The sequence below is a fragment of the Halomonas sp. AOP12-B1-6 genome (genome assembly GCF_052379225.1).
In the GTDB taxonomy this organism is placed as follows: Bacteria; Pseudomonadota; Gammaproteobacteria; order Pseudomonadales; family Halomonadaceae; genus Vreelandella; species Vreelandella casei.
Window position 1 is genome coordinate 34,896 of sequence record NZ_JBQSYK010000002.1, and the last position, 24,078, is coordinate 58,973.

General features: G+C 54.7%; 23 protein-coding genes. 4 read left to right on the top strand and 19 right to left on the bottom strand.

Annotation, left to right across the window (positions count from 1 at the left end):
* Positions 1 to 7: 7 nt before the first annotated feature.
* From vasI to tssB, 12 genes are read right to left on the bottom strand one after another with little or no spacing between them, the layout of a single operon-like run.
* Positions 8 to 673 carry a type VI secretion system-associated protein VasI gene (gene vasI, locus ACT3TR_RS05425; protein WP_444625041.1) on the bottom strand — a complete coding sequence of 222 codons (666 nt, stop codon included), beginning with the start codon at positions 671 to 673 and terminating at the stop codon, positions 8 to 10.
* Complete coding sequence (locus ACT3TR_RS05430; protein WP_444625040.1) at positions 670 to 2,220, bottom strand: sigma-54 interaction domain-containing protein; 1,551 nt, start codon at positions 2,218 to 2,220, stop codon at positions 670 to 672. The genes vasI and ACT3TR_RS05430 overlap by 4 nt, the downstream gene beginning before the upstream one ends.
* A 4-nt stretch (positions 2,221 to 2,224) precedes the next feature.
* A complete protein-coding gene (tssH, locus tag ACT3TR_RS05435) occupies positions 2,225 to 4,876 on the bottom strand; it encodes a type VI secretion system ATPase TssH (protein WP_444625039.1) in 2,652 nt (883 codons plus the stop codon).
* A gap of 8 nt (positions 4,877 to 4,884) precedes the next feature.
* On the bottom strand, positions 4,885 to 5,727 hold the full coding sequence (gene icmH, locus ACT3TR_RS05440) for a type IVB secretion system protein IcmH/DotU (protein WP_441686018.1): 843 nt from the start codon (positions 5,725 to 5,727) through the stop codon (positions 4,885 to 4,887).
* A gap of 3 nt (positions 5,728 to 5,730) precedes the next feature.
* Positions 5,731 to 7,065: a type VI secretion system baseplate subunit TssK gene (tssK, locus tag ACT3TR_RS05445; RefSeq protein ID WP_096277937.1), complete on the bottom strand. Its 1,335-nt coding sequence runs from the start codon at positions 7,063 to 7,065 to the stop codon at positions 5,731 to 5,733.
* Positions 7,065 to 7,619: a type VI secretion system lipoprotein TssJ gene (gene tssJ / locus ACT3TR_RS05450; RefSeq protein ID WP_225734152.1), complete on the bottom strand. Its 555-nt coding sequence runs from the start codon at positions 7,617 to 7,619 to the stop codon at positions 7,065 to 7,067. Before tssJ ends, tssK begins: the two co-directional genes overlap by 1 nt.
* Entirely contained in the window at positions 7,616 to 9,010 is a 1,395-nt protein-coding gene (tagH, locus tag ACT3TR_RS05455; protein WP_444625038.1) for a type VI secretion system-associated FHA domain protein TagH, read from the bottom strand. Before tagH ends, tssJ begins: the two co-directional genes overlap by 4 nt.
* A 3-nt stretch (positions 9,011 to 9,013) precedes the next feature.
* Positions 9,014 to 10,036 carry a type VI secretion system baseplate subunit TssG gene (gene tssG, locus ACT3TR_RS05460; protein WP_096282274.1) on the bottom strand — a complete coding sequence of 341 codons (1,023 nt, stop codon included), beginning with the start codon at positions 10,034 to 10,036 and terminating at the stop codon, positions 9,014 to 9,016.
* Positions 10,000 to 11,763, bottom strand: a complete 1,764-nt coding sequence (tssF, locus tag ACT3TR_RS05465; RefSeq protein WP_096277933.1) for a type VI secretion system baseplate subunit TssF — start codon at positions 11,761 to 11,763, stop codon at positions 10,000 to 10,002. Before tssF ends, tssG begins: the two co-directional genes overlap by 37 nt.
* 18 nt (positions 11,764 to 11,781) lie before the next feature.
* Positions 11,782 to 12,273, bottom strand: coding sequence for a type VI secretion system baseplate subunit TssE (gene tssE / locus ACT3TR_RS05470; RefSeq protein ID WP_096277931.1), 492 nt, complete (start codon positions 12,271 to 12,273; stop codon positions 11,782 to 11,784).
* A gap of 12 nt (positions 12,274 to 12,285) precedes the next feature.
* Positions 12,286 to 13,773 carry a type VI secretion system contractile sheath large subunit gene (gene tssC, locus ACT3TR_RS05475; protein WP_096277929.1) on the bottom strand — a complete coding sequence of 496 codons (1,488 nt, stop codon included), beginning with the start codon at positions 13,771 to 13,773 and terminating at the stop codon, positions 12,286 to 12,288.
* A 56-nt stretch (positions 13,774 to 13,829) separates the two neighbouring features.
* Positions 13,830 to 14,333: a type VI secretion system contractile sheath small subunit gene (gene tssB, locus ACT3TR_RS05480; protein ID WP_096277926.1), complete on the bottom strand. Its 504-nt coding sequence runs from the start codon at positions 14,331 to 14,333 to the stop codon at positions 13,830 to 13,832.
* A gap of 659 nt (positions 14,334 to 14,992) precedes the next feature.
* Here tssB and ACT3TR_RS05485 point away from each other — a divergent pair.
* The gene (locus ACT3TR_RS05485; protein WP_096277924.1) at positions 14,993 to 15,511 is read left to right on the top strand and encodes an Hcp family type VI secretion system effector; all 519 of its coding nucleotides are present in this window, start codon (positions 14,993 to 14,995) and stop codon (positions 15,509 to 15,511) included.
* A gap of 372 nt (positions 15,512 to 15,883) precedes the next feature.
* Here the strand turns inward: ACT3TR_RS05485 and ACT3TR_RS05490 are convergent, their stop codons facing one another.
* Complete coding sequence (locus ACT3TR_RS05490) at positions 15,884 to 16,678, bottom strand: AraC family transcriptional regulator (protein ID WP_444625037.1); 795 nt, start codon at positions 16,676 to 16,678, stop codon at positions 15,884 to 15,886.
* 88 nt (positions 16,679 to 16,766) lie between these two features.
* Here ACT3TR_RS05490 and ACT3TR_RS05495 point away from each other — a divergent pair, with 88 nt between their 5' ends.
* Positions 16,767 to 17,957: an MFS transporter gene (locus ACT3TR_RS05495; protein ID WP_444625036.1), complete on the top strand. Its 1,191-nt coding sequence runs from the start codon at positions 16,767 to 16,769 to the stop codon at positions 17,955 to 17,957.
* Between the two features lie 9 nt (positions 17,958 to 17,966).
* Here the strand turns inward: ACT3TR_RS05495 and ACT3TR_RS05500 are convergent, their stop codons facing one another.
* Positions 17,967 to 18,872: a LysR family transcriptional regulator gene (locus ACT3TR_RS05500; RefSeq protein WP_096277918.1), complete on the bottom strand. Its 906-nt coding sequence runs from the start codon at positions 18,870 to 18,872 to the stop codon at positions 17,967 to 17,969.
* A 136-nt stretch (positions 18,873 to 19,008) separates the two neighbouring features.
* Between ACT3TR_RS05500 and ACT3TR_RS05505 the strand changes: the two genes are divergently transcribed.
* Positions 19,009 to 20,406, top strand: coding sequence for an amidohydrolase family protein (locus ACT3TR_RS05505; protein ID WP_096282273.1), 1,398 nt, complete (start codon positions 19,009 to 19,011; stop codon positions 20,404 to 20,406).
* 11 nt (positions 20,407 to 20,417) lie between these two features.
* Positions 20,418 to 20,891, top strand: a complete 474-nt coding sequence (locus tag ACT3TR_RS05510; protein ID WP_096277916.1) for a DMT family transporter — start codon at positions 20,418 to 20,420, stop codon at positions 20,889 to 20,891.
* Between the two features lie 298 nt (positions 20,892 to 21,189).
* Here ACT3TR_RS05510 and ACT3TR_RS05515 read toward each other — a convergent pair whose 3' ends face one another.
* From ACT3TR_RS05515 to ACT3TR_RS05535, 5 genes are all read right to left on the bottom strand, one after another.
* Positions 21,190 to 22,212 (bottom strand): tryptophan--tRNA ligase, encoded by a 1,023-nt coding sequence (locus ACT3TR_RS05515; RefSeq protein WP_096277914.1) that lies wholly within the window; start codon positions 22,210 to 22,212, stop codon positions 21,190 to 21,192.
* Positions 22,213 to 22,305: 93 nt separating this feature from the next.
* Positions 22,306 to 22,740 (bottom strand): pilus assembly PilX family protein, encoded by a 435-nt coding sequence (locus ACT3TR_RS05520; RefSeq protein WP_444625035.1) that lies wholly within the window; start codon positions 22,738 to 22,740, stop codon positions 22,306 to 22,308.
* Complete coding sequence (locus ACT3TR_RS05525) at positions 22,737 to 23,222, bottom strand: PilW family protein (RefSeq protein ID WP_444625034.1); 486 nt, start codon at positions 23,220 to 23,222, stop codon at positions 22,737 to 22,739. The genes ACT3TR_RS05520 and ACT3TR_RS05525 overlap by 4 nt, the downstream gene beginning before the upstream one ends.
* Positions 23,219 to 23,683: a type IV pilus modification protein PilV gene (gene pilV, locus ACT3TR_RS05530; RefSeq protein WP_444625033.1), complete on the bottom strand. Its 465-nt coding sequence runs from the start codon at positions 23,681 to 23,683 to the stop codon at positions 23,219 to 23,221. Before pilV ends, ACT3TR_RS05525 begins: the two co-directional genes overlap by 4 nt.
* Complete coding sequence (locus ACT3TR_RS05535; RefSeq protein ID WP_096277906.1) at positions 23,670 to 24,065, bottom strand: type IV pilin protein; 396 nt, start codon at positions 24,063 to 24,065, stop codon at positions 23,670 to 23,672. Before ACT3TR_RS05535 ends, pilV begins: the two co-directional genes overlap by 14 nt.
* Positions 24,066 to 24,078: the final 13 nt, after the last annotated feature.

A 24,078-nucleotide genomic window follows, 5' to 3' on the forward strand; every position in this document is an offset into this window, starting at 1 on the left:
AGCTCCCTTACCAGCGGCACGCTTCGCGCATGGGCTGAATGGCTTGGCGCAAGCCCGTGATGTCAAAACGCAAACCATTCAACACGGCAACATCGCTCGTCAGCGTGACCTCATCGGCGTTAAGCAACTGTCGCAACGTCTCAATCGCGGGCAGCCCACGGCCGCCGTTAAGTACATGGCCATCGTCGCGTGCGCGCCACTGCTGCTGAATACTGCCCGTATTAGTCGAAAGCTGAAGATCAACTCGAGCCTCGTTGACCGGTTCAGGCATGTGCAGTTGGAAGCGAGTGATCGCGTTCTCACAGGCCATCACCATCACCGGGCGCGGCGGCGTGGTTCCCAGCGCAGGTACGCTCATCAACACATCGTCGCCGGCTTGTTCCACCATCAGCCCTAGCGCCTGTGTATCTCGCTCGGACTCTTGGCGCTCAATGGCGTACCACAGGTCGGATAGCTTTGAATCGTTTGTCGCCGTCAACGTTGGTTTAAACACGTTGTCGTAGCAGCTAAGCCGATCTAAACGCGAGGGTTCTTCCGCGCAGGCCTGCGCGTTATCCAACACGCTCTCTAGCCCTGCTTGGTGCGCGTCGGCGTACAGCCCTGGGCTACTGCCAGCGCCTATAATGAGCAGCGCTCTGCATGACCATTGGCGCGTCAGTAAGGTCATTTTCATTTGGTATCCAGTTCTAGCAGTTGGCACTTGTGCGCCAGCGTTCGCTTAGGTAAGCCAAGGCTTTCAGCGGTTTGTGCTCGGTTGCCGCCAAAGTGCAGCAACCGCTGACGAATAATGTCGGACTCGACGTCCCGCAGCGCCTGGCGCAAGTCGTCAATACTGTCCGGCAACGCATACGCACCCCCACTGGTCGGTAAAGTCGTATGTACGGGCGCGTCATTATCAAGCTCTCCTGGCAGCACATAGGCATCAATATCGGTGCCTTGCGCGGTCATAGCGCAGGCGTAGTCGATGAGGTTTTTTAACTCGCGCACGTTGCCAGGGTAATCGCGACCGTGCAGTAAGCGCAGCGCCGCGGGGGTGATGCCCATTTCGACACGCTCTTCACGCTGGCAGAAATCGGTGATAAACGATTGCGCCAACTGAGCGATATCATCGCGCCGTTCGGCAAGCGGGGGCAGGGGCAACGGGAACTGGCCGAGCCGGTAGTAAAGGTCGGCGCGAAACTGCTGCGCGCGGATATGCTCGCGTAGCGGCTGATGGGTTGCAGACACTATGCGTAGATCGGCGCAGCGTTCTTCGCTCGCCCCCAAAGGGCGATACCGGCCGCTTTCCAGCACGCGCAGCAGCTTGGCCTGCAGCGCCAGCGGCATATCACCCACTTCATCCAGAAACAGCGTGCCGCCATCGGCTTGGCTAATCAGCCCTTCCTGGGCCTGGTCCGCGCCTGAAAACGCTCCTTTGGAATGACCGAACAGCTCAGACTCCAGCAGCGCTTCGGGAATGGCAGCGCAGTTAATCGCCATAAACGGGCCTTTCGAGCGCGCCGAAAGCTGGTGCAGGGCACGCGCCACCCGATCTTTACCCGTCCCGGTTTCGCCTTGCAGCAAAACGGCCAGATTAGTTTCTGCTGCTCTCACCACTTGGCGGCGCAGCGTGTGCATAGCCACCGACTGCCCCAGCAGGTCTTCTGCTAGCTGGTCTGCCAACGTCTGGCGCCGGGCACCGTCGTTAAGTTTGGCGAGCGAATCACGCAGGGCGCGCGTACGATGCCGCTCGCCCTGCTCTCTCGAGAGCCGAGCCCACAGCCTGCATAGCAATGCTTCAAAAGCGGCCATGCCGGGCTCATCATTAAGCGCGGTGAGAGCGTCCCGCTCGCCGACCATCAGCAGCACACCCAGCCACTCTTGATCACCGTCCATTGCCCGTAGTGGCCGCACTTGGAGGCATTTATTCGCCGCTAAGCGCGCCACTTGCGTTTGAAACGCGCGGTGGTCCAAGCGCGTGCGTGCGTCCCCCACGCTGAGCGTTAGCGCTTTACCGCTACGAATAACGTGGGCGTAGGGATGGCTAAAATCACTGCAATCGAACTGCGCTGCATCGCCGTCACGCCCCAGCCAGCGGCCGCTGCCCTCTACATAGAGGCACTCTGCGCCATCCAGGCCCAGACCATCACGCACCAGCGTTGCTGCGCGCGCGCGCAACGCCTCTGCGTTAGCACTCTCTACTAGGGTTAATGCAACCGGCATTGCGGCTAGCAGCGTCATGAAGTTACGCAACCTCCGCGGTAAAGGTGCCCAGTTCAGCATCGACACCCAGCGCAACGCGGGTCACCTGTTCGCGACGTGCCATGCGTTCGAGCAAGGCGCGCGACAACGGCGGAAGCAGCTCACCGTCAATCACCGACTCCAGCATGCGCGCACCGTTTTCACTGCGGGTGGCACGCTGGCAAATCGCATCCACCAGGGTGTCATCCAGCGCTACATCCGCATGCCGATGGCGTTCACGAATACGCGTTGCCAGCGTGTGCAGCTTGGCTTTGGCGATATTGCGCAGCGTATCGCCGTCTAGCGGCAGATAAGGCACCACTTCCATACGGGCGAGCAGTGCGGGCTTGAAGAACTCAGCCAGCACGGGATAAAGCGCCGCATCAAGCTGAGCAGCGTTGTCGCCGTGGCGGACAATGGCCTCATAGCCAAGGTTCGAGGTCATGAAAAAGAGCACGTTTTTACAGTCGATTAAGCGCCCTTCTCCGTCGGCCAGCTCACCTTTATCGAATGCTTGATAGAAAAGGTTCAACACATCGGGGTGCGCTTTTTCAACTTCGTCCAGCAGCACCACCGAGTAAGGCCGCTGGCGGATCGCCTCGGTCAATAGGCCGCCCTCGCCAAAGCCCACATAGCCAGGCGGTGAGCCAATTAGCCGAGAAACGGTATGCTTCTCTTGGTATTCGGACATATTGATAGTGGTCAGAAACTGGCGCCCGCCATACAGCTGATCGGCAATCTGCACCACGGTTTCAGTCTTACCGACCCCGCTGGGGCCCACCAATAAAAAGGCGCCCAAGGGCCGCCCTGGCCGACGTAGATCCGCACGGGCAGTCAGCAGATGCCGGTGAATGCGCTCTACCGCGCTGCTTTGGCCCTGGATTAACTCCCCTAGATAAGTAGGCAGCTCGGTAAGCCGCGTTAGCTCATCACTGGTCATGCGCTCTACCGGGACACCTGTCCAGTCGCCGATCACCTGGGCAATCTGTGCTTCTTCAACGCTAGGATTAACCAGCGCAAAGGTTTCTTGCAGCTGCGTCAGTTGCTGTTCACGCTCGGCCAGCGCCTGATGAATGCCTTCAGGCAGTTGATCCAGCGCATCGCTATTGGTGGCGTCTAGCAACTGGCGATGCATCGCAACAATCGCATCAACACACTCACGCTGCGCCTGCCAAGCGGCTTCCAGGCTTGCTAGCTCCTGCTCAAGCTTGACTAGGCGCTCCGTTAATACGTGGTGGTTTTCACTATCAGGCTCGCGCCCCAACAGTCGTTCACGCTCGAGCTGGTCGCGCTCACGCAATGCGGCGGTGTGCTCGCTTTGTAGATGGCTAAGCCTGCGCGGCGGCGTGTCTAGCGCCTGCGCTAATCGCGTGCAGGCGGTATCCAGCACGTCGATCGCTTTGTCCGGCAGCTGCCGCCCAGCCAAGTAGCGTGCCGACAGTGCCGCGGCGGCGCGCAAACCGCTGTCGCCAATCAGCACCCCATGGGCACGCTCGTAAACATCACGCAGGCCGCGCAGAATCACCAGCGCCTGCTCCACGCTCGGCTCAGAGAGCGCTATAGGCTGGAAGCGCCTTGAAAGCGCGGGGTCTTTTTCAAAGTACTTTTTGTATTCACGCCACGTGGTCGCGGCAATGGTGCGCAGCTCGCCGCGCGCCAGTGCAGGCTTGAGTAAGTTGGCCGCATCACCGCCGCCTTCCTGATTACCGGCACCAATCAGCGTGTGCGCTTCATCAATAAACAGCAGCGTAGGGCGCGGTGCGTTTTTCACCTCATCAATCACTGCTTTCAGGCGCTTTTCAAACTCGCCTTTAACGGCAGCGCCTGCCTGCAGGGCGCCTAAATCAAGGGTCAGTAGCTCAACATCTTTTAGCGCTGCAGGAACTTGCCCTGCCACTATGCGTGCTGCCAACCCCTCCACAACGGCGCTTTTACCCACCCCGGCATCGCCGATCACAATCGGATTGTTCTTGCGCCGACGCCCCAAAATATCGAGCATCTGGTCGATTTCCGGGTCGCGCCCCAGCACGGGGTCGAGCTCGCCTTGGCGTGCCTGTTCGGTTAAAGAGGTGGCAAACCGCGCCAGCGCACTATCGTTTCCAGGCTTCTCGCTTCCAGGCCCCAATCTTTCAGACCCCATGCCAGACTGACGCCCTGCGTTTGAGGATGGGTCACTGGGAGCCTCCGCCGATTCAGCGGCAAGGTGCTCTAAATGGCGGCGCAGCGTTTCGCGATTGATATCCGCCAGCAGGCGCACCGAACCCGCGCCAAGATAGCGCTCAGCGTTATGCAGTAAAGCCGTTAGCACGGCGCCACTGCGTAATGCACGGTGCTGATATTCGGTAGCGGCGAGCAGCCAGGCGTCTTGTAATAGCTCCACCAGCAGCGGTGAAAAGCTGGGCGTGATGATCTCCAGATCGCGTGGCGGGCGCGTTTCTTCGGCAAGCGTTGCACGCAGCGCCGCAGTATCGATCTCGAAATGCTCGCACAAACAGCGTACATCGCACAGCGGCTGGTCCAGCAGCGCTTGCAGCAAATGCGCGGCAGCAACTTCTGGCGCCTGTTGCTGTGCGCACAGCACTGCGGCTTGTTCGAGTCCTTGGCGGGTGATCGGGTTCAGGCGATCAATAAGCGCCGGTAGCTCTACCCTGAGCATGGTATCTCCTAACGATAGATTTGGTTAAGAAGCAAGGTGATCTGCTCAGCCTGCTGGTCAAGTGACCATGACAGGCCCATATACACCGCCACCATGGCAAGCCCAAATAGCCCAAAGATGCCCCAGATAGGAAAGCCCGTTCGCCGCCCTTGGCGAGCGTTAACAACGTTACGCAATGGCTGCGTAAGCGCCTCTTCAGAGGGCTGATCCAGAGTAGAAAGCTGCTCACCTAGCGCACGAACGATTTGTTCGTACTCATCACGGCCGTGGGTCATCACTCGATAGCGACCTTCAAAACCCAGGCATAGGCATAGGTAAATAAACGCCAGCATGTCGCGGTAACGCTTGGGCTCTTGCTGCAATCGCGCCAGGATAGAAAAGACTTTTTCGCCACCCCAGGTTTCGTTATGAAAGCGCGTTAGCAAGGAGTGTTCCGCCCACTTACTTTGCCGCCCCCAGGACATTCCCATTACCGCTTCATCGATGAAGGAGCACAGCACGTAGCGGTAAGCGAGCAGCGTTGCCCGGTCGTAGCCTTGTTCGGTCAGCTCGATTTCAATCGCGGCAATTTCGTCGACGACCTGGCGATAAAGCCGCTCGACATCGCCTGCGCTATCGAGCTGGCGCACACGTACCACCATGCCCAGCAGGCTGCTCGCGGCGTCTACCAGCGGATTTAAATTGTGGCCGCGCAGGCGAAACCAGTAGTCCTCATCGGCATCCAGCTGCTCGGCGTGGCTGTGGATTAGATGCTCTAGGCCACGCTCATTGATCAGGTCTTCATGGCGCGCTTTGCTGCGCTCAGCGCGTGGGCGCGCCAAATTGCGCTCGTCGGTCGTGAGATGTTGCATGGCTTAACTCCTGATGGCCCAGAACTGCATTTCCAGGCCGGGGAACTCCCCTGCGACGTGGAAGGCAAACCCGCTGGCACCGTTGAGCATTCCCCAGGCTTCGCTCTGACGGTCCAATTGGAAGTAGCTATAACCGGCGTGATAAGGCAGCTCGCGAGGAGCAACCGGCAACGGTTCAAGCGGCACACCGGGCAGTTGAAGGCTGATAAGGTCGCGAATACGCTCGACGCTGGCCACTTTGGTTTGCTGTAAGAAAAGCTTACGCAGCCGCTCGTTGGGCATATCTGCCCGCACCGCCAGAATAAACTCCGCCGACTCGATCAGGCTGACATCGGAAAGCGGCGCCACCAGCAAGCCAAAACGGCGCGTTTGTAGCTGAATCGCCACCGCACGTGGCTCAAGCACGGTTGAAAGCGCCTGGCGCATCATCTTCATCAGCGGCCGGAACGCGCGATCAGGGTGATCGTGGTCATAGGCGGGGCACTCTGGCGGCAGCCGCGACTCATCGGTAAAGGTCACTAGCTCACAGGCCACTTCGTGCATGGTGTCGTAAAGCCGCTCAGGATGGAGCTGCCCTAGCCGTGCCAGATGCTGAAAACGCGGCTGAGCACGGTTAAGCAGTTGAAGCAGCATGAAGTCGGTCACATCGGCCACGCCGGCCTGGTGGGGTGTCGAGAGGCGCTGGGCAATATTGCGCGCCCGTTCGCGCATTAGCCCGGCCATTTCACCCACGAAACGCTGAAGCCCAGAAGCCGCCTGCACGTTAAGCAGCGTGGGCAGGAACTGCTCATCCAACACGAGGCTGCCATCCGGGCGACGCTCAACAATACGCGCAACCGCCAAACAGGCGTAGCCGCTGCGATCATCGCGTTCTAAAAGCAGCCGAGGGGAGACGCGTGCAACGTCTAGATCTGCCGAGTCGCCATCGCGGGAATGTAGGTCGCGCACGCTGCGTGACAAGAGACGATAGCGGGCCGGCAAATCATCGCCCGGCCAGCGCACTTCGCCCACGCCATCGGTTGCCAGCGGCAGACCTAAATAGACCACTTGGTTGGTAATGCTCGCATCGCTGATTTCTAGCGGGCTAGGCTCCATATCATCAGCGGGCAGATGAAAAGCAACGCCATCAGGCATAACGCCACTAGCGCGACTGATCGCTATCCGCCCAAAGCTTAAAAACTCGCTGTTCAGCTCCAGCGATAGGAAGCCATATAAATAGTGGCTAACCCCTTTTAGACGCGTATCGATTAAGCCTTCTAGGCTGCGCTGCTGCTGCTGGAAATGCTGGGGCTTGATGAATAAGCCTTCGCTCCACACCACACGATTTCGGCTGGCCATTATTCCTCCTTCCTTAGCTCGACTTCATTGGCACGGAGGTGAACCAGCAGGTGGTAATGCTCGCCACTAGCCTTTACCTTAACGACCTTTTTCCACTCGGCTTCGTTGGGCGTTGCATAAAACGCAATCAGCCCGATGTAACGCGTGTCTTCATCGACTTCAAACGGTTCGTAAAACTTCCACTGCCCGGGCAGTAAAGTGAAGTCGTCATGGGTCAGGTAATTCGTGCCTAGCGCTTCCTCTAAGTCACGGCTTAACTGACCCAAGTCGGCAGCCATTAGCATGGAATCGTCTTTTAGCTGCAGCACCTGAAAGCGCAGCGGCGTTCCTTCACCTTCCACATTGGGATTGACGTTCGGCTCGGCAATCATGCTCAGATCGACCGTGGTGGGCCGATCTTCGGGATAGCCAACGGGGATTGAAGGATCACGCATAACCTGCCACGTTTTCACACCCGCCTCACGGGTTGAAGCACAGCCGGCCAACAGCAGCATGAGGCCAGCCAACCAAACAAGCCGCAGCATCTTCGACATGCTCATGCTTGAGGCGATCATGCCTCCTCCCGCTGCTGGCGACGCACCGACTGGTCATACGCCTGCTCAAAAACTTCCCAAAACAGCTTTTGAAAACCTTGCTGGCGCCCTGAGTTGAGCTCGCGGTAATAGTGGTGATACATCTCCCACGCCCAGCCGCCTTCGTCTTCAATACGATTGCCCGCACCGCGGTAGGCATGAAAACGCTTTAACAGCGCTTCAGGTGAAAACGCATCAAGAATAGTGCCGAGCGCATGGCCAATGGCCTCCTCCACAGCGGCTTGATGCTGGCCTTGATGACGCAAGCACTCGGCGACGGCCTCAGGGGCGGACAGATGCACAGGGCTACGCTGGGCCGAAAACAGGGTTTCAGCGGTCTCTTCGTAGGACTGTCCCAGCCGCAGAGGATTATCTTCAATCGGCTGTAAACGACGGTCGCGCAGCGGATATTTACTATTATCCTGGGCCTGCTGCAGTATCCGCAGGCCATCGATAGTGGCTCGCAGCGTTTGGCCTGCTTCTTCTAGAAACGCCTGCTGTTCTTCGCTGTCACGAAAACTTAGATCCAAACCTAAGCCTTTAAGCAGCGGATCTGCGCCAACATGGCCAAGCGCCTGTGTTGTGGGTGCTTGCCAGCGATCTTCCAATTGCTCACCAACCGAGCGCTCTAAGTCGTTTAGCTGCCGCTCATCCATGCCACTGCTCCTCTGCGTCGTTGTGCTAGTTGTGCTAAAAGACGGTTTATTAAATGCCTGTTCTTGATAAGACGGCTCTTGATAGCCCGAACCTTGATAGCCTGATCCTTGATAGGTCTGACGCTGTGAAAACGCCACACTCTCCAACGGCTCAATGACGTCTGAAGCGGCGTCATCACGGTCTAAGGCCACCATCGGGTCATGCTGAATAGAGCCTGGCAGGGCACCACCCAACGCCTCGATGGGGTCACCCTTTTCAGCCTCATGGCTAAACGTTTCGCCGGCGCCCGCTGGCCATAGCGTGGCATCAGCCGTCACGTCGTCATGCTCTTCGTCGATGAGCCGAGAAAGCGAATGGACACCGGGCTGCCAAGCGTGCCGATCGCCTAGGTGCACCTTTAAGCAGTACTCACCGACGAGCAATTCATCGCCATCGCGCAACGCCACTTTTCGGTTGCGCCCCACCGGCAGCGTGGTGCGGTTGATATAGGTGTGGCCGCTGAGATCGACCAAGCAATACTTGCCGTCAATCTTGATGATTTCGGCATGGCTGGGCCTAATTTGCCCACCGTGATCCTGGAGCAGCCAGTCGTCATGAGGGCTGCTACCCAGCGTGCCGCCGTCCTGTTTAAAAACAAAGCTGCTGACTGAGCGGCCTTCAAGCTGCTCGCTGTTAGTTACCACTAACGTTATGGCTTCAAGCTGATTAGCGTGCATGGCTTAACTCGTCATCTGAATGCGTACACAGCGGCGCGCTGTGCTGTCGTCGCTTTCTGGGTCAACAAACGTGGTCCACCCAAGCTGGCATGAGCCGGTGTCGCCTAAACGCATCGGCTTGACCTCACTCTCCAATAATTCAAGTTCAAGGTCGTAGGCCAGCGGCTCGCGCAGTACAAAGCTCACTAGGGTTCGTAGCGGTTTGTGTTCTTCACCGTCGGGCAGAAAATCTCTGAAACGCGCTAAGCTCAGCCCGCGCAAACAAAGTGCAAACTTGCCTTTAACATCGGCGACACGCTCCCCGGTGACCATATCTTCTCCTAGGGTCATTCCTGCCATGCCGGTGCGGCTTCGCTGGTCCGCTGGAATTTCTACCCAGCGCATCACCCACTCGTCTATCTCGACACTGGCTAAATCAAAGCAGTGGCCCACAATGCCGCACACCACATCCGGCGAGCGCGAGCGCCCCGCTAACAGGCCTGCGTAGGCGAGCATTTTGCTCCAGTTGATTGGCGTTTCGCCGCGCAGGTCGCTGTCGGCAAGCCCAACCAACGCAAAAATGGCGGCGGAAAAACCATCGGCAGCGTCATCTTGATAGCGCACGTAATGGCGATATTTACGCCAATTACGGTGGGCGAGCGTCAGCAGCCGATGGTTGAAGAAGTCTAGAAAATCGCCTGCGGCACCTTCCTGGTGGGCGGCGCTATGCGCCAACGTTTCCAAGTAGTAACCGGGTAGCGGGGACTGCGAACCCTGCAACCCGAGAAAACTGACTTCCATCTCATACTGGCCTGCCTGGCTTTCTCGCAGGGCGAGCACGTCACTGCTGGGAAAGCCTAGCGACGCCGATGCGCTGTAGCGCACTCGTTGAAAAGAGGGCACGCTACCGCTATACCGCTGCTCTAAGTCATCGCCATGATGCCGGTGCAGAAGCTCGACGAGTTGATAAAACTCGTAGCGTCGCGCCCCCTGAATCACGGGGGCAAGCGCTACATTAGGGGCTGCTGCCCCGCCTGTAAGGTCCATGTGTAGCGCTCTTGGTTATGGCGATTAATGACATGCAACTCGTGAAAAGAGTTGATGCTTGCGTAAAGCGAAAAGAAGCGCGCCAGCACGCTACCAAACAAATAGAGGCCGCCTTCGTCACCAAAGGCCTCCTGATCAAGCGTCATCACCGAACGCAAGCCACGCACGGGCAGCCCTTTACGCAGCCGGTCAACCGACTGGGTGTCGATATCGATAATCCCGGCTAAGCGTTTTTGCGCCACCCGCTCAGCCTGGCGGTCCACCAGCGCACGAAAGTCATACGCCCGTAGTACCGAGCACAACGCATCACGCTCAAGCAGCGAGAGATAGTTAAGCGACAGGTTGGAAATCAGTATCCACAGCAGCCCATCGTCAAGCGCAGGGCGCAGCACCGGCGTTGGCCGGGTGATATTGCGAAACGCAGCGTAAGCAGGGCTCTCTTCGGTCGGCACGCACAGGTCGCCAATAGTCAGCTGCTCGGGCAGCTCACGGTTACTGCAGGTCAACTGTAAAGAAATCGTTTCGCGACGCCCCACGCGGGCCCGCTCATCACCGCGCACAAACGCAATGTCATGATCAAAGCCATCGCTGCGCAGGCTGTCGCGCACGCGAACGCGGTAATACAGCGCTTCACGCCCCCGGTCTTGCTCTATTTGGTGTTGAAAGCTTTCAAACGGGACGTAGTTTCTTGGATTTCCCTGGGCATCCGCATGCTCGCCCGCCAACCCGCCCTGCACCTGATCAACGCTGAATACCTCGTAGTGAGAAGGCGATCGGCTGCTAGGTCGAATACGGTATTCGCTGCGTTCACCGCTTAAATCGATGGGCTCAGCATCATGCTCAAAGAGATTGATCGCCGGCGTGCAGTACAGCGCCAAGTGCTCATCTTGCACCCGCGCATCGGTCGGCAATATCCGTGAAAACACACAGCGCAACGTCACGCTGCGCGCCGTTTCCACAGGCAAATACTGGTTTAAATTCAGCACATCGAAAAAATGGAACGCCTCAGGAAAGCAGAGGTACTCCTGCAGTATGCGGTAACCTTGATGAACGTTCTGCGGGTACGGCAGCAGTGCCTGATCGCGCTCAAACCCAACGGCTTTTAAAGCGCTAGCGGGTAATGTCTGTACCTTACCGTCGATCTCTAGCTCAAGGCGGGCCAGGTAATGGCTCATCCATAGGTACAGCGTACGAGCGGTATAGCCATCGCCGCCCAAATGCAGGCGCAGAGCGTTAATTCCCATGGCATTCATCGGCTGATCGCTGCGTACGTCCATGGTCAGCTCAACGATAGACGACTCGCGCGTATGGCGAGCATCTACACCGGCATGCGCTAACGGATAAAGCACCACGTCATGGCAGGTACGAAACTGACACGCCGTACCGTCTACCGGCTCGCTAGCAAGTTCAGTGCCGCGCGGCACTTGCTGCTGCTGGCTTAGCGCGTGCCACGTCGGCGTGAACTGCACCACGGTCATGCTGGGTACGGGACGAAGGTAGTTCGGCCACAGCATGCTTATTAAGGAGTGAGTGAGTTCCGGGAACTCATCATCCACCTTCTCGCGCATTCGCCCCGTGAGGAAAGCGAACCCCTCTAACAAACGCTCTACGTCAGGGTCCGTGCTACGCTCAGAAAGAAAGCGGCTCAGGCCGGGGTTTGCATCTGCAAACTCCCGCCCCTGGCGCTTCAAGAAGTTGAGTTCATCTCGATAGTAGCGGTTAAGCATGCGTGCCTCTTGGGTCTATCAGTTAAGGCACTGATAACGCTTGTTGTTGAGCAACAAATCGATAGTGGCATGGGTGTTATCTCTGCCCAGCGCAACCGTTGCATGCACCTGAAAACGTAGCTGCAGCGGGTCACCGTGATTGGGCAACGACTCAACGTCCACGCGTTTGACTCGCGGCTCAAAGCGTTCAATACACTGGCGGATGGCTTGCTGAATATTGAGTTCTAGATCCAAAACGCCGATCGTGGCGTCGTTGAAATCAAGCAGCCCCAGCTCAGGAGCGCACGCACTGTTGCCTGGGTGGCTATTGAGCAAATCAACCAGGTGGCGCTTGACCGACGCCACCACCGCCATTAGCTCGTCGCCTTCGTCCCGCAGCACGGGCTGGTGAGGCGCCGCAAGGCGTTCGAATAAGCGGCTCCCCAACGACTCTCTTCCCTGCGACTCATTTATCAACGACTTGCTTCTCAACGACCCACTTCTCAGCAATCCACCGCTGTCAGCTGCCATGACGACATTCCTTTATTCTTTGTCGAGGCGTCCAACAAGTGAGAGTTCGAAGTTAGCACCCATGTATTTAAAGTGCGGACGCACGGACATGGAGACTTGGTACCAGCCTGGCTCACCCTCAACATCAGAAACCTGAATAGAGGCAGCACGTAGCGGGCGGCGGCTACGCACATCTGCAGGCGGATTTTCCTGATCAGCCACGTACTGACGTATCCAAGCATTCAGCTCACGCTCAAGATCCTGACGTTCCTTCCAGGAGCCGACCTGCTCACGCTGAAGCACTTTTACGTAGTGTGCCAAGCGATTGATGATGAACATGTAAGGAAGCTGTGTGCCCAGCTTAAAATTGGTCTCTGCCGCTTTTCCCTCAGGGGTATTGGGGAAGACCTTGGGCTTTTGAACGGAGTTGGCTGAAAAGAACGCAGCGTTATCGCTACCCTTACGCATGGTTAGTGAAATGAAGCCTTCTTCGGCCATTTCAAACTCGCGTCGGTCGGTGATTAACACCTCGGTCGGAATTTTTGCCTGAAGCTGGCCCAGCGCTTCGTAGGTGTGCACGGGCAAATTCTCAACCGACCCGCCGCTTTGTGGCCCAATGATATTGGGGCACCAGCGATACTTGGCAAAACTATCGGTTAGCCGCTCGGCTAAAAGGTAAGCAGTATTGCCCCACAGATAGTCTTCGTGGCCTTCACTCACATTTTCACGGTAGTTAAAGGTCTTGATGGGGTTTTCTACCGGATCATAAGGCGTCCGTAGCAAAAAGCGTGGTGCGGTTAAGCCCAGGTAGCGGGCGTCTTCTGACTCACGCAGGCTGCGCCAGCGAGCATATTTCGGCCCTTCAAAAATCGCTTTGAAGTCTTTGATATTCGGCAGCTCCTCAAAGCTATCGATACCAAAAAACGAAGGGGCAACAGATGACATAAACGGCGCGTGTGCCATGGCGCCCACGGCTGACGCATACTGCAGTAGCTTCATATCCGGCGTGGAAGGTGAAAAGTCATAATGGCCAATGATGCCGGCAACGGGCTCACCGCCGAACTGGCCGTAGCCAGCGTTATAAACGTGCTGATATAAGCCGCTCTGGCTGATTTCAGAGGCGAATTCAAAGTCTTCTAGCAGTTCTTCTTTGGTCGCATGCAGCACATCAAGCTTAATATTCTCACGAAAATCGGTGCGATCAACCAGCAGCTTCAAGCCGCGCCACGCTGACTCTAGTTGCTGAAAGCTGGTTTCGTGTAATACTTCATCAACTTGATGACTAATTTTGCGATCAAGCTCAACAATCATGTTATCAACAAGTGATTTATTGACCTTGGGGGCCGCCTCGCCGCCATTCAGCAGCTCAGCGATAAACGCCGCCACGCCTTTCTTGGCAACATCGTACCCTTCATCGGCAGGCGCCATGCGCGTTTGCGCCATTACCTGATCAAGTAGCGATACCTCTGCTTCTGTCTCTACCGATGCTGCTGTGCCCTGCTGCTTTGCTGACTTACTCATCACGGTGCCTCGAATACGCTATATCGCATTGAAAAAACGCTGCTAATACCTAAGATTTATTTATCCTTATCGGCATCCAGCAAGTGCAGCTCGTTTAACAGCTGCTGGCGCGCTTCGTCGTTTTCCAGCAGCTTCTGCAGCCGATCACGAAAAGCAGGCACGTTCCCCAGCGGCCCTTTCAAGGCAACCAGCGCTTCGCGCAATTCAACGAGCTTGCGTAATTCAGGCACCTGCTTTGCGACTGCGTCAGGCGAAAAATCTTCGAGTGATTTGAAATCAAGATTGACAGCGATATCGTTCGCTTCATCACCTTCATCGAGCCGGTTAGGCACCGCGGTTTGTAAACTCAGCCCCGCCTCACGCATGACCGATTGGAAGTTGCTTTTATCAACAGAGACGGCCTGGCGCTCTTCAATAGGGGTTTCTTCCTCCCCGCCTTTAAAATCACCCACCACCATTAGCTTGAGCGGCAGTTCCGTTTCGGACTGCTGGTCACCGGTAGCTGGCACATACTTGATATTGATGCGCTCTTTCGGCGCAACGGTTCCTTGCTTAGCCATGGAATTTAGCCCTGGAGAGAAATGTATCAATGTAACTGTTAATAGTTCTCAATCTAGGGACGGTAACTAATTGCTTGGACATGCACCAATCACGGCTTCTCTACCTATAACACCCCAGCTGCCTAAGAACCGTTAAGCACTCAGTCATCAAAATAGGATTTACGCCACGTTAGCGACACATTTTAAGAAGTTAGGCTGCAAATTATCAAAATAGTAATTAACATTCATTTGCTAATCATAATTTGTAAGATATCTCTTACAAACTCTGCCGGCAATCTCTTAAGGTTATTGACTGAAATCACGCACAAATGAGGCGGCTAAAATGAATAGCGCCTTAATGATTAAGCTGATCAGAGATTGAATAAAAGAAAATATGCACCACGTTTTGAATATCTACGTTACTCAATGAAACCAAAAGCACTCATAAATTACTATAAAAAATAGTCTAAAATTATAACCAAAGATGAATGAGCAATTCGTTGCCAAGCAAGCAAAGAGTTGCTTAAAATAGGCAATATTTTGCCTAATAATAATTAACAATTAATATAATTATAAATAAACTATTGAAATTATTGATTAAATTATAAACGGCATGACCCTTGCTTTATATATTGAGTCAGCGTGACATTTCTTTCTATATCTCAGTCAAGGAGCAGACCATGCCAACACCATGTTATATCAGCATTGAGGGCCAAACTCAGGGCAACATTACCGCTGGTGCCTTTACACCGGACTCTGTCGGCAACATTTATGTTGAAGGCCACGAAGACGAGATGCTGGTTCAAGAGTTCAAGCATGTGGTTACCGTACCGACTGACCCGCAGTCTGGTCAGCCTTCCGGCCAGCGCGCTCATAAACCTTTTATCTTTACCGTTGCTCTCAACAAATCAGTACCGTTGATGTACAACGCTCTTGCGTCTGGGGAAATGCTGCCTAACGTAGCTCTCAACTGGTACCGCACGTCTGTTGAAGGTAAGCAGGAACACTTCTTCACCACAACATTGACCGATGCCACGATCGTTGACATCAACCTGCGCATGCCACATGCCCAGGACATCAACAAATCTGAATTTACTCAGTTGATGGATGTGTCATTGGCTTACCGCAAAATCGATTGGGAACACACCGTTGCCGGCACCTCCGGTTCTGACGACTGGCGCGCTCCGATTGAAGGCTAAGCAGAACCGTTAAAACGAACCTGCAAAGCCGCGTGTCAAAGCACAGTGCATGTTGTAAAAAAGCCCCTTCCATTTGGAGAATATAGTAATTTCTATGTAATTCTCTGAATACCGGGCTGCACATCCCATGAATATCATATTCATGGGATGTTTTTTTACGCAGCGTGTAAAAAATAAAAAGCTACCTTGGCTGTTGTTGCCATCTTGGTTTGCTAACCAAGATTGTGCCTGCGTGCTATACCGCCCCGTACCTCTGTCGGAGGAAGACAAGATCTAGTCTAAAGCACAGCTGTTTCCTTACTGATGCTAAACAAAGGGTTCACACTTCTATCTTCTTACTTCAGCTTTCGGCCAGTATCGAACAGCAGGGCATTAACGCAGAGTGGAAAAATATTGTGTAGGCGATTTGCCTAGCGCTTTCTTGAACATCGTGATGAATGCATTCACAGAGTCATACCCCAGAGTGCCGGCCACACTTTGCACAGAGGCGCCCTCTGCCAGATGGCTCAGTGCGATCATCAGATGCAACTGCTGACGCCAGCGTCCGAAGCTCAGTCCGGTAGTGCTTTGCACTAGTCTCGCCAGCGATCGCTCGCTGGTTGCAAGCCGGGCGGCCCACTGGCGAAGCGTTGTACGGTCGCCGGGGTCTGCAAAGAGCGTATCTGCAATTTGTCTGATTTTCGGGTGGTCTGATATTGGCAGGTGCAGCTCTTTAACCGGCGCGTCAGAAAGCTGTTCGAGAAGCACCGCAACCAGCCGCGCTGTTTTGCCCTCGGAAAGGTAAGTAAGCTCCTGTTCAGCAAGATGCAGGATCAGCTCCCGGACAAGGGGCATGATGGCAACCGTACAACATGCTTCAGGCATAACTGCCGCGTCAGGCTCAACAAATAGGAAACAGGTGCGGGCGTTTTGGGTAACTCGGCAACTGTGAGGGGTGCCGCCGGGTATCCATACCGCATGCTGGGGAGGAACGAGCCACAGTGCGTTCTGTACCTCACAGCTCACCGCACCGCGCAAGGATAAGATCAGCTGGCCTTTACGGTGATCATGCGGGCTAATACCTGAATGATTCAGTTCGGGCGCGACCTTGAGGGCAATCGCTGCCTGAGCAAACACATCTGAATCGAAATCTTCCGGCGATGAAACGCCTTTTTTGAAATTTGGCATAATTTAGTTATCAGGTGTCATAATCTCTATATTATATGAGCGTTCTATTCTCTACAGTTCTTCTTTTTTATGAGAAGAGTTAGCGAATATGTTAGACACAAAAAACAAATGGCATGCCGTTGCACTCGTAGTGGGCATTCTGTTTATTGCCGCCAACCTGCGGGTTCCGTTTACCGGCATAGCGCCGGTTCTACCGCTAATCCAGAATGATTTTGGACTGAGCAACTCCGCTCTGGGCCTGCTTACTTCACTGCCTTTGCTTGCATTTGCTGCCTTTTCCCCGCTGAGTGCATCTGTAGCCCACAAGTTCGGAATCGAGCGCACCCTGTTTGGCGCACTAGTAGTCATTTCGCTGGGTATTCTGCTGCGTTCCGCAGGAAGCGCCTGGGCGTTGTACGCCGGTACGATACTGATAGGCACGGGGATCGCCCTAGGCAACGTTTTACTGCCTGGCCTGATTAAGCGTGACTTCTCAAAGAACATGGCCTCCATGACCGGCGCTTACGCCATTACGATGGGAGCATCGGGCGCGGTGGGGTCAGCCGTGATCATTCCCCTGACGCAGGCGTGGGGGTGGCCTATTGCTCTGAGCTTGTTAGTTGCAGTTCCGCTGTTTGCGCTGGTTTTGTGGCTGCCTCAGCTGAAAAAACACGACCCGGTGAACCTGTCCGGTCCAAAAAAATCAGCAACCGTGGCCGTCTGGAAATCGCCTCTGGCATGGCAGGTCACACTGTTCATGGGCCTGAATGCGATGCCTTTTTATGTCGCTGTAGGCTGGCTGCCTACTATTCTGATAGACCATGGCATATCGGCCACACAAGCAGGATCGGTGCACGGAACGCTTCAACTCGCTACGGCAATTCCGGGCTTGATATTAGCAGCCACGCTTCGCCGCCTGAAAGACCAGAAGCTAGCGGCCGTAACGACCAGTCTGCTGGTTGCCATATCCCTGATCGGACTTATTTATGCGCCAAACCTAGCCATGTTATGGGCCGCGCTTTTGGGCTTTGGCTCTGGCGCTAGCATGATGCTCGGCCTGACGTTCATCGGGCTGCGCACAAAAAATGCTGGCGACACGGCGGCGCTGTCAGGAATGGCGCAGTGTGTGGGTTACCTGATGGCAGCAGCTGGCCCCCTGCTGCTCGGTCAACTGCACGACTGGACCGGCGGCTGGACAGCGCCGTTGTTAACAACCGCAGCAATCGCCATTGCCGGCGCATTCACCGGCATGATGGCCGGGCGAAATGTCCAACTTGAACCTGGTTCATCGTCGAACTGAATCGGCACTTTAGATTGCCGAATTACCATCGCGGACAAGCTCGGTGATCCAATCAGCAAATGCGCTCACGGCTGGCGAGAGAAAACGCTGATGTGGATAGAGCAAGTTGACCGGCACGGAGGCGGGCTGCCAGTCCGCCAGAACTTCAATCAGCCGGCCTTCTTCCAGATGATCTGATACCACTTCCTCAGCAAGCTGTGCCAGCCCTAACCCTTCAAGACACATTTTTATGTAGAGTCCTGTCTCATTGGCGGCCGCAGCGCCGCTGACCGAAACTGACATTTTTTCAGTGCCACTGGCAAAGCTCATTTCACCCGCTCGCCTGGCGTGTCCTGAAAAATAGTGGACGGCTTGGTGCTGTGCCAAGTCTTCTGGAGTCTGCGGAATACCCTTCTCTGTGAGATAGGCCGGAGAAGCACACGTCACCCAGCGAAATCGGCCGAGCGATCGCGCGACGAGCGTTGAGTCATTGAGTTCCCCAGTCCGAATAACGCAATCTACGCCCTCCTGAACGAGATCGACCTGCCGATCGTTGACGCCTATCATCAGATAGATATCTGGATACCGCCTGTAAAAGGCTTTCAGATTGGGCATGACGACAAAATGTGCAATGCCGCCAGGCATATCAACCCGCAAACGTCCCTGCGGCCGTTTAACCGAATCGCTCAGGCTAGACTCTGTCTGCTCAATCAGTTTCAGTATTTCGCGACATTGTGCCAAATACTGTGCACCCTCAGTCGTCAGACTGACCCGCCGCGTTGTTCTGTTCAGCAAGCGCACCTGTAAATATTTTTCAAGACTTTTAATCGTGCTACTCACCGTCGAGGCCGGTAAGGACAGCGTTTCCGCCGCGTGAATAAAGCTCCCTGCCTCAGCTACACGGACAAAAATCTGCATTGCCTGAATACGATCCATATTCTTTTTCCATGAGCCACAGCAGAGGCCATCATTGTTCGTGATTTCTGGATAATGAAAACAGTTTAGCCGTCTTTTTCAGAGGAGTCATTTTGCGTATCTTTTCTTCATGGAATTTCAAAAAGGTGAAATGCAGATGACTGATTATATTCGAAATATAGTACAGGCCCATGACTCGCTAACGGCCCGGACGCTTATCCGTGGCGCTACTGTTCTTAGTATGGACGATGATATAGGCAATTTAGTCAGCGCCGATATCCTTATCGAAGGCAGCACCATCATAGCCATTGATGAAGATATTGAGGCCAGTGACGCCGTCATTATCGATGCAGCAGGCATGATTGCCATACCGGGCATGGTTGATTCTCATCGTCACTCTTGGGAGGGGCAGCTACGCCGACTTAATCCGAATGCTACATGTCTGGAAGACTACAGCAATGCCACGCACTTCTCTTTTGCCAAATACTATCGCCCTGCCGATAATTATATCGGCAACCTGCTAACGGCCTTAGGCTGTATTGACGCGGGTATCACCACTGTCATAGACAATTCCCATAATAGCCGTACGGCTGAGCATTCCGATGCTGCCGTTGAAGCCCTGTTTGATACGGGCATTCGCGCCATACATGCCTCGGGTGCGCCCGTTGCCGGAGAGTGGGACGAAGCGCACTGGCCAGGTAACTGGCAACGCTTGCAGGAAAAGTATTTTAAGAATAACCCTGACAGCCTTGTTTCTCTTGGGGTCATGGCTCAGTTGGAGCCAGAGTTGTGGGCCGAGGCTCGTCGATTAGGGCTACCAATTGTGACTGAGTTCTTTGGCTCTTTGATGGCGTCTGAACTTGAATCACTGCATCAGCAAGGCCTTCTGGGCCCAGATAATATCTTTAATCACTGCACGTCATTGCCTGATGAAGGTTGGAAAATTTTGCGTGAAGCGGGTGTGCGGGTCAACGTATGTCCGCGCTCAGATGCGCACTACGGCATAGAAGATGGCATGTTCGCTATGCCGGCTGCGCAGCGTCATGGCATCAATCCTGGGCTAAGTGTCGACAATGAAACGTCTTACAGCACTGACATGTTTATGGAAATGCGCGTGGCATTTTACCTGCAGCGGGTCATGGGCATGCATCAGCAGCATACTTGTGGCTTTAAAGAGGCGCTAACAACACTCCCGGCCGCACAGCTTCTTAAATCGGCGACCGTCGATGGTGCGTATTGTGCTGGATTGCAGGACAAAATTGGTAGCCTGACACCAGGTAAGCAGGCCGACATTGTTCTTATCAATGCTGAGGACATCAACCTTTACCCATCAGGCAATGCATTCGGCACGGTGGTACATGCAGCAGAACGTAGCAATATTGATACGGTTATGATTGGCGGACGTATCGTCAAGCGCGATGGCAAGGTAGTGGGAGTGGACAGCGAGCGACTCCGTGCCGCAGTCGACGAGTCCCGTGAGCATCTTTTCGCAGCCTCAGGCTATCAGCCTGACATTTTTGCTGAGACGTTTTTGCCGCTTGAATCGGCTCAGTAAGGAGAAGCGAGATGAACTCAGTATATTATCTGCTGGCCATCTTCGCCGGGCTAGGCATTACCCTGCAGACCACGTTGAACGGTCAGTTGGCTAAAGGCATCGGAGGAGACTCTGTGGCTGCGGCTTTGTTTTCTTTTACTGCCGGCGCGGTGTGCCTGGGTCTCTTTTCACTCATGCGAGGCGGGATAGTCACCTCGCTAGTCGCTATTCCTGCCCAGCCTTGGTGGAGCCTGATAGGCGGCGTGCTAGGGGCCAGTGCACTGCTTAGTTACGTGGTGCTTGCACCCAAAATTGGTCTGTCAGCCCTACTCGGGCTGGCTATCGCAGGGCAAATTACTTCATCGCTTTTTATCGATCATTTTGGATTAATGGGTGCCGATGAACGGCCTGTTTCCCTCATCAAGCTGTGCGGGTCGATAGTGATGCTAGTAGGACTGGCCATCGCCCTGTTCGGTGACAGATTATCAGCGCTTTTCCCCAACTGATTGCTGCGAACGGCCTAATCTGATTTTTTACGCTGCATTCCACTGGCTTTAGCCAGTATGCCAGTTCGGAAATTACGTTTTGGTCTTGTTGCCCACTGCCAGCTATTTGTTTCTTGGTGCATATTAGCCTCTCTAATTAGATGGCCAAATTCACTATGCCACTCCATATCCAGCATAAAATAGCCCCCTAAGAAGGAGGCTATTATCTAGATTATATATCTTTAGGGCTATACGACCGGCTGGAAAGGGCTTTTTTCACCAGATGCTAAAGCAGCTAGAAAGCCATAAGGCCCAGCGTCTAAACAAATCGCCCCAAACCTACAGCGGCACGCAAACGGTCCATGGTCTGCGTGGCTTCTTCGCGGGCGCGCTCGGCGCCTTTTTGCAGCACTGCCTCAATATGCGCAGGGTCTGCCATTAGCTCGTTATAGCGCTCACGTGGGGCGCTCAACTGAGCGTTCAAGTAATCAAACACCTGATTTTTTGCATCGCCCCAGCCAATACCTGCCGCGTACTGATCACGCAGGCTAGCGGACTCTGCTGACGTGGCGAACGCTGAGTAAATTTGGAATAGCGTGCAGCTATCGGGGTCTTTTGGCTCACCCGGCTCTAGCGAATTGGTCTTAATCTTACGCACCAGCTTTTGCAGCTTTTTCTCAGCGACAAACAGCGGAATCGTATTATCGTAGCTTTTGGACATTTTACGGCCATCTAAGCCATTCAGCAGCGGCACCTTATCATCGACGACGGCGTCAGGCAGGGCAAAGTGCTGGCCTTTATAAAGGTGATTAAAGCGCCCCGCGATATCACGCGCCATTTCGATATGCTGAATTTGGTCACGCCCGACCGGCACCTTGTTGGCGTTGAACATTAGAATATCCGCGGCCATCAGCACGGGATAACCAAACAGCCCCATAGTGATGCCTTTATCAGCATCTTGATTTTCCGCTTCTTCATTTTCTGCTACCGCTGCTTTATAAGCATGGGCACGGTTCATCAGGCCCTTGGCGCATACGCAGGAAAGCATCCACATCAGCTCGGGGATTTCGTGAATGTCCGACTGACGATAGAAAATGGCATTGTCAGTATCTAACCCCAGCGCCAGCCAGGTCGCGGCAATCTCCAACCGTGACTCCTGAACACGCTTCGGGTCTGGGCACTTGATCAACGCATGGTAATCAGCCAGAAAGTAAAACGATTGAACGTTGGGGTCTTGGCTTGCCTCAATGGCAGGCTTGATCGCCCCAATGTAGTTGCCTAAATGGGGCGTGCCGGTGGTAGTAATACCGGTAAGAACGCGGGTTTTAGCAGACTGACTCATGATTTCTGGCTCGTCGTTGAACGTACATGGCAATATGATACGTGCATCGACATCGCGATGCGACAACTGCGGTTAGTCTCTAAATTCAGGCATTTACTCAAGAAATAAAAAGTAAGGATGGCTCACCACCACCGGCCCTTCTTGATTTGCATATAGCGCGCCAAACGCAACGAGGCTCTTTCTACCATCAACGATTAACGGCAAATAGAAACACACGGCCGTTTCGGTTGCGCATTGGTCATTAACCTGCCCGAGATGAGCAATATCATCCCACGCCATTTCTTCAATCGCGCTGCGTGAGTACGTTTTCGCCCCCCAATCTAGCGCATCCATATCTTGTATGAACGCTGCCTCTAGCGCTTTCGAGTAAGCGGACTCAGCGTTCATCGTGGCCTGCACCACTGCCCGGTAGTTACCCGCTAAGCGCTCGTCAATCAATGCGCCCTGCATGCCCGACATACCTAACATCAGCGCAGCGGAGAGTAGCGCCATAACAATCACCAACGCCGCGCCCCGCTGCTGTCTCATGAGCGAGCCTCCAAAAAGGCCGCCACCTTGTCACGCTCACTCACCGTCCACGTAAACTGGTCGCAGGTTGCATTAGCACTTTCCCGGCAGTCACCGACAAGCAGCGTTACGCTCGTCGACACATCATCAGCATTGGCTTCGTAAAGCGCCGGGCAGTCGGCCGCGCTGTCGACCTGGGCGAGATCAACCAAAGGCTGATGTTGTCGTTCATCTTGAAGCACACAGTAGTGGCGGGTACCGCCATCGGTGCGACGCTCATCGGGCGCTATGGCGTAATTCGCTATATTTCCTTTGCGCGCCGCTTGCGTAAGGGTATTCACCGCAAAGACTAACGCCTCTTGCTTGCGGCTAACGGCATCCACGGCTCTAAACGTTTGGAAGGTGGTTAGAAACAGTTGGCCAGCGCCCAAAATAATGACCGTGCCAATCGCCATGGCCACCATTACTTCAACAAGCGTAAAGCCTCTTTGTCCGCTCGTCATCGTCCGCCTCCCGCTAGATCAGGCAGGACAAGCGTATAGGTCAGCGTATGGTTCAGCGCGTTTGATTCGGCGCCACCTTCGCGACTCGCCAACGCAATCACAATGGTAAATTCACACCCAGAGCGCCGTATGCCACTTGCTGCTTCATCAGCTCTGCGCAGAGGGTTCAACCCATTATCACCAAACCCACTATCACCAAACCAATGAGCCTTCCAGTCTGCTTCGACATCAATACTGGCACAGCCATCGACATCGTCGCTTGCTAGCTGGGCCCAGAGGCGCTCCTGTGCATCCACGGCGGCTAGATTGGCTATCGAATGCTGATAGCCGGTCGTGGCGCTGTGTAGCGCCTTTAGCTGCATGGCCGCCACGCCGATTAAGCCAACGGACAAAATCACCAGCGCAATCAATGCCTCGATTAAGCTAAAGCCCCGCTGCTGGCTCGGCTCACCAACACGCATTAGGCAACCTTTCACCACGTGCATTTAAGCGCAGATCTTCAGCGCAGCCGTCTTCTTTAAACGAGCTGGCGGTTAGCATATAGCCGCTATCGTGGGGTGTTAACGCGATGGCATAGTGCTGATCGGGAGACAGCTCACCAATGGCACAGTCATGATAGGAGTAGGTACGCGAGTAGCAGCGTTCAAGTTCAGAGGCTGCCTGCATTAGGCCGGCGTGAGCATCCGTGCGCACTGATTGCTGCACGTAGCGGGTATAGCTGGGATAGGCAATGGACGCAATCACGCCAATGATAGCGACCACCATCATTAGCTCAATCAAGGTAAAACCGAGCTGGCCGCTCAACGGAAAACGGCCAGTGGAGGAATGAGGAGCATAGGACATGCGACTTTTCTCC

Excerpts from the sequence above, each read along its gene's own strand:
- ACT3TR_RS05510 (WP_096277916.1), top strand. The coding sequence starts at position 20,418 with ATGAACTCAGTATATTATCTGCTGGCCATCTTCGCCGGGCTAGGCATT.
- vasI (WP_444625041.1), bottom strand. The coding sequence starts at position 673 with ATGAAAATGACCTTACTGACGCGCCAATGGTCATGCAGAGCGCTGCTC.
- ACT3TR_RS05535 (WP_096277906.1), bottom strand. The coding sequence starts at position 24,065 with ATGTCCTATGCTCCTCATTCCTCCACTGGCCGTTTTCCGTTGAGCGGC.
- icmH (WP_441686018.1), bottom strand. The coding sequence starts at position 5,727 with ATGCAACATCTCACGACCGACGAGCGCAATTTGGCGCGCCCACGCGCT.
- tagH (WP_444625038.1), bottom strand. The coding sequence starts at position 9,010 with ATGCACGCTAATCAGCTTGAAGCCATAACGTTAGTGGTAACTAACAGC.
- pilV (WP_444625033.1), bottom strand. The coding sequence starts at position 23,683 with ATGCGTGTTGGTGAGCCGAGCCAGCAGCGGGGCTTTAGCTTAATCGAG.
- ACT3TR_RS05505 (WP_096282273.1), top strand. The coding sequence starts at position 19,009 with ATGACTGATTATATTCGAAATATAGTACAGGCCCATGACTCGCTAACG.
- tssC (WP_096277929.1), bottom strand. The coding sequence starts at position 13,773 with ATGAGTAAGTCAGCAAAGCAGCAGGGCACAGCAGCATCGGTAGAGACA.
- ACT3TR_RS05520 (WP_444625035.1), bottom strand. The coding sequence starts at position 22,740 with ATGAGACAGCAGCGGGGCGCGGCGTTGGTGATTGTTATGGCGCTACTC.
- ACT3TR_RS05490 (WP_444625037.1), bottom strand. The coding sequence starts at position 16,678 with ATGCCAAATTTCAAAAAAGGCGTTTCATCGCCGGAAGATTTCGATTCA.
- ACT3TR_RS05515 (WP_096277914.1), bottom strand. The coding sequence starts at position 22,212 with ATGAGTCAGTCTGCTAAAACCCGCGTTCTTACCGGTATTACTACCACC.
- tssH (WP_444625039.1), bottom strand. The coding sequence starts at position 4,876 with ATGCTCAGGGTAGAGCTACCGGCGCTTATTGATCGCCTGAACCCGATC.
- tssB (WP_096277926.1), bottom strand. The coding sequence starts at position 14,333 with ATGGCTAAGCAAGGAACCGTTGCGCCGAAAGAGCGCATCAATATCAAG.
- tssK (WP_096277937.1), bottom strand. The coding sequence starts at position 7,065 with ATGGCCAGCCGAAATCGTGTGGTGTGGAGCGAAGGCTTATTCATCAAG.
- tssG (WP_096282274.1), bottom strand. The coding sequence starts at position 10,036 with ATGGACCTTACAGGCGGGGCAGCAGCCCCTAATGTAGCGCTTGCCCCC.
- tssJ (WP_225734152.1), bottom strand. The coding sequence starts at position 7,619 with ATGATCGCCTCAAGCATGAGCATGTCGAAGATGCTGCGGCTTGTTTGG.
- tssE (WP_096277931.1), bottom strand. The coding sequence starts at position 12,273 with ATGGCAGCTGACAGCGGTGGATTGCTGAGAAGTGGGTCGTTGAGAAGC.
- ACT3TR_RS05495 (WP_444625036.1), top strand. The coding sequence starts at position 16,767 with ATGTTAGACACAAAAAACAAATGGCATGCCGTTGCACTCGTAGTGGGC.
- tssF (WP_096277933.1), bottom strand. The coding sequence starts at position 11,763 with ATGCTTAACCGCTACTATCGAGATGAACTCAACTTCTTGAAGCGCCAG.
- ACT3TR_RS05500 (WP_096277918.1), bottom strand. The coding sequence starts at position 18,872 with ATGGATCGTATTCAGGCAATGCAGATTTTTGTCCGTGTAGCTGAGGCA.
- ACT3TR_RS05485 (WP_096277924.1), top strand. The coding sequence starts at position 14,993 with ATGCCAACACCATGTTATATCAGCATTGAGGGCCAAACTCAGGGCAAC.
- ACT3TR_RS05525 (WP_444625034.1), bottom strand. The coding sequence starts at position 23,222 with ATGACGAGCGGACAAAGAGGCTTTACGCTTGTTGAAGTAATGGTGGCC.
- ACT3TR_RS05430 (WP_444625040.1), bottom strand. The coding sequence starts at position 2,220 with ATGACGCTGCTAGCCGCAATGCCGGTTGCATTAACCCTAGTAGAGAGT.